This window comes from Desulfonatronospira sp., from assembly GCA_003563255.1.
Taxonomy (GTDB): domain Bacteria; phylum Desulfobacterota; class Desulfovibrionia; order Desulfovibrionales; family Desulfonatronovibrionaceae; genus Desulfonatronospira.
The window spans coordinates 1-4082 of record PWSL01000210.1; the positions used below are offsets into that span (position 1 = coordinate 1).

The following is a 4082-nucleotide window of genomic DNA, read 5'->3' on the forward strand; positions in this document are numbered from 1 at the left end:
ATGGTCTGGCCGTGTTTCTTTTTGATGTAGGCCAGGGTGTAGAGGTTCCAGAAGATGATGCTGGTCATGCCGGATATGGCTGCGCCGTAAATGCCAAAACTTGGGGTGAGGATGAGATTGAGGATGATGTTTATTGCTGCTGCGGTCATGACAATATTTCTGAAGGCCTTTTGCCTGCCGGTCATGTTCATGAAGACCCCGGTGGAGCAGCTAAACTGTTACAAAAGTTCGATGTTCAGATCCTGGCCCAGACAAGCACAAACACCAGGATAGACAGCAGGTGCAGAGACTGGTCAAGCAGGTTGATGCTCAGCCAGACCTTCATGTGTTTTTTCAGGAAAGCTTTTGTTTCCTGTTGAAGAGGTTGGCCTCTGATCCATTTCCAAAGATCCTTTCTGGAGAAGATATGAAACTCCTGTTTGTCTATAAGGATCTCCTCGTAATATGTCCTGGAGATATCCAGGAGGTAGTGCACCAGCAGAATATAAACGGAAGCATAGATCTTCAGGCTTAAAGGGTAGGGCCACAGCCAGAGCCAGATCAGCAGGGCATGTATCAGGGCGTGCCGGAAAATGACCTGGGAGCGGCTCCAGAAAGAACCGCTGCGTTTATTTCTGGCCATGGATGGAGAATATATCAATACATCTCCGCACAAGTGGGCTGCCAGCATCAATAAAAAAAGTGTGAGCACCTGTTACTCCGCCTCTTTGTTCTGGGCGCGTCTGTTCTGCAGACAGCTCTGGGCCTGCTCCATGACCGTGAGCACCTGCAAACCGTTTTCCCCGTCTGTAAGGGGGGTCAGATCCTGCTCTATACAATCGATGAAATGACTGAGCTCTGTCTGCAAAGGCTCTCCCCCGTCTATCTTGGGAATCAGTATATCTCCGTATTTGTATGAATAATGAAACTCAGCAAAAGAGTCGTAATACTTTGGACCCTGCACCCCTTTATCATAGATTCTGATTTTTTCTGCAGGCTGGATGTCATCATAGACCAGCATTTTTTCACTGCCCACCACTGTCATTTTACGAACCTTGTCCGGGTCCAGCCAGCTCATCTGCAGAAAGGCGATGAGGTTGTTTCCAAAGTCCAGGGACAGAGTGGCTACATCCTCGATAGCAGGATTGATGTGGCATGCCCCGAAAGACTGCACTGATACAGGGTTTTGCTCCAGGAGATGGAGCACAATGGAGATATCATGCGGGGCCAGATCCCAGATAACATTGTAGTCCTTTTGAAAAAGCCCCAGGTTCAACCTCTGGGCGTTGATATAATAGATATCGCCTAATTCTCCGGATTTAATGATCTCTTTGATTTTTCTCACAGCCGAGGTATACAGAAAGGTGTGCCCGACCATGAGTTTTCTTTCCTGTTTACGGGCCTGCTGGATGAGCTCCCGGGCCTGCTGACTGCTGGAAGCCAGGGGCTTTTCCACAAAAACATGCTTGCCCTGTTCCAGGGCCTGTCTGGCCAGTTCGAAATGGGTGTTGATGGGGGTGGCGATGGCCACAACCTGGATATAAGGATCTGACAGTATTTCCTGGGACATGGTGCTGGTCTGGACAAAAGGGTAAAGTTTCCTGATGTGAGCCAGTCTTTCCTGGTCCAGGTCAGCCACTCTGCTGACCTCTGTCCTGGACATCTGGCTGAAATTGCGGATGATATTCGGACCCCAGTATCCGCAGCCGATTACTCCCACCTTTATCATACTCCCTCCCAATTATGTTTGACTGCCCACCTCTACCAGACCTCGGACATCAGACCAAAACCAGAGGTCAGACATCAGAGATCAGACGTCGGCGGAAAGCTGATACAGACCCGTGCTTGTCTTCTTCCACCGTAACCATTCAGTGGGGAAGATACCGGCCGACTTCCGTCCTAAAATCCCCCCTTGCCCAGGAAAATTGCCGGAAAAGTATTCACGATGATTCTTATATCCAGCAAGATGGACATATTGCTTACATAATACAGATCCAGAACCACCATTTCCTGAAAATTGACCGTACTTCTGCCCAGGGCCTGCCAGATGCCTGTACAGCCGGGCAGGCAGTTCAGTCTTTCCTTGTGCCAGGAGTCATAGATCTCCCATTCATAGGGCAGGCAGGGCCTGGGGCCGACCAGGCTCATATCCCCCTTGAGCACATTGTAGAACTGGGGAAACTCATCCAGGCTGGTTTTGCGGATAAACCTGCCGAAAGGAAATATCCTGGGATCATTGGTCATTTTAAAGACCTTGATCTCGTCTCCGGCGGATTCTTTTTCCCTGGAGCTTTCCTTGATGAAGTTCTGAACGAATTCCTTGTGCTGGGTACATGCCTCGCCGCAGTGCATGGACCGAAACTTGTAAAAGGTAAAAGGCCGTCCTTCATGGCCGATCCTGGTCTGCTTGAATATCACCGGCCCGGGTGAGGAAAGCTTGATCCCCAGGGCGATTAGAGCGAACAAAGGCGAGAGTACAATGAGGGCTGTCAGGGAGGCTGAAAAATCAAAAGTTCTCTTAAAGGGGTAGGTGGCGGTCTTTCTGGTGCTCTGGGCCAGCATGACCAGGGGAATGCCCGCGTAAGACTCCACGTTGATTTTGCTGGTCACAATCTCCAAAAGGTCCGAATAGACCCGGACCACGCATCCGGTCTTGAGGCAGGCCTCCAGGATCCGGATCAGCCTGGTATAAGGGGCTTTGTGGATGGCTATGATTATTTCATCTATATCCAGTTCAATAATAAGCCTGTCCAGGTCCTTCAGGCGGCCCAGATTTTTATGTCCCTCTATGACGGGAGTGCCGGGCTCCTTGTAGTCGTCCAGAAAACCGGCGATATGATAGTTGAAAAAGCGATCCGAGGACAGTTGCCCGGCCACGTATTTGCCTGGTTCGTCCGCTCCGACAATCAAGACCTTCTGAGGGTAGAGATTTTTCTGGTGCAGAAAAAAAAGGACCTGCTTCATGAACATGGCCCTGACCAGGGTAAGCAGGGCCAGGCTGATGAAAAAGAAGTATAAAAAAATCTGCTTGCCGTGTTCCATCAGAAAATCCGGATTGTAGAATACCAGGATGACCACGCAGAGCAGTATGCCGATAACCAGGGATTTCAGGATCAGGATAAACTGCCTGTACCTGGTGACAAGAATGTTTCTTTTATAGAGATTGTTGAAAAAAAAGATTACAACAATAATCAGGCTGAAGAAGATATAGGAGGAAAGGCAGTTCAGGATGCAGCCCAAGCTTTGTCCCGTCCATTGATGCAAAGGCCCGGGCATCAGAATCAGGGTCAGCAAAAAAGAAAAGAGCAGCAGGAATATGTCCAGGAATAAAAGGTAAAACTTGAATCTGGGTTGGTTTTTCAACATATCTAAACCCTTTGTTTGATCACCCTGGCGGGATTGCCCGCTACAACCATATTATCTGGAATATCCCGGGTGACCACGGCCCCGGCCCCCACCAGGGCTCCCTCTCCTATGGTCACCCCGCAGAGAATAGTGGCGTTGGACCCGATGGAGGCCTTATTTTTAACCAGGATGGGCACACAGGTCCAGTCCGCCTCTCCCTGTATAGACCCGTCAGCGTTGACCGACCTGGGATCTGAATCATTGATGAACATGACCCCGTGACCCACAAAGACTTCGTCCTCAATGGTCACCCCTTCGCAGATAAAGGTATGGCTCTGAATCTTGCAGCGCCTGCCGATCTTCACTCCCTTCTGGATCTCCACAAAGGTCCCGATCTTGGTCTCATCCCCGATCTCGCAGCCGTAGAGGTTGACAAAGTCAAAGATCCTGACGTCTTTGCCAATCTTTACGTCTTGGGCGATTTTCTTCAGTGATTCAGACATTACATTGCCTCCTGCCCACTAAGCCACACTAAGTAACACAAAGTAAGAAACAGAATATTTTAGCCGCAAAACGGCCACCAAAACTTCGTGCCCCCTTCGTGTAACTTCGTGGGCAAAATAATCTTTTAAGAATCTCTGCCCACGAAGCCACACTAAGCTACACCAAGAAAGAAACAGAATATTTTAGCCGCAAAGCGGCCAGAAAACTTCGTGCCCCTTCGTGTAACTTCGTGGGCAAAAAAATCTTTAAAGAAT

The 4082-nt window shown here is 49.4% G+C and carries 5 protein-coding genes; all 5 read right to left on the reverse strand.

The window, feature by feature from the left end; genetic code table 11:
* On the reverse strand, positions 1–191 hold a 191-nt coding region (locus QZP87_RS06165), incomplete at its 3' end, for a polysaccharide biosynthesis C-terminal domain-containing protein (RefSeq protein WP_291322049.1).
* 44 nt (positions 192–235) lie between these two features.
* Positions 236–691, reverse strand: a complete 456-nt coding sequence (locus QZP87_RS06170) for a DUF3307 domain-containing protein (protein ID WP_291322050.1) — start codon at positions 689–691, stop codon at positions 236–238.
* A gap of 3 nt (positions 692–694) precedes the next feature.
* Positions 695–1708 carry a Gfo/Idh/MocA family oxidoreductase gene (locus QZP87_RS06175; RefSeq protein WP_291322051.1) on the reverse strand — a complete coding sequence of 338 codons (1014 nt, stop codon included), beginning with the start codon at positions 1706–1708 and terminating at the stop codon, positions 695–697.
* A 170-nt stretch (positions 1709–1878) separates the two neighbouring features.
* Positions 1879–3345 (reverse strand): sugar transferase, encoded by a 1467-nt coding sequence (locus tag QZP87_RS06180; RefSeq protein ID WP_291322052.1) that lies wholly within the window; start codon positions 3343–3345, stop codon positions 1879–1881.
* 2 nt (positions 3346–3347) lie between these two features.
* Entirely contained in the window at positions 3348–3827 is a 480-nt protein-coding gene (locus QZP87_RS06185) for an acyltransferase (protein ID WP_291322053.1), read from the reverse strand.
* Positions 3828–4082: the final 255 nt, after the last annotated feature.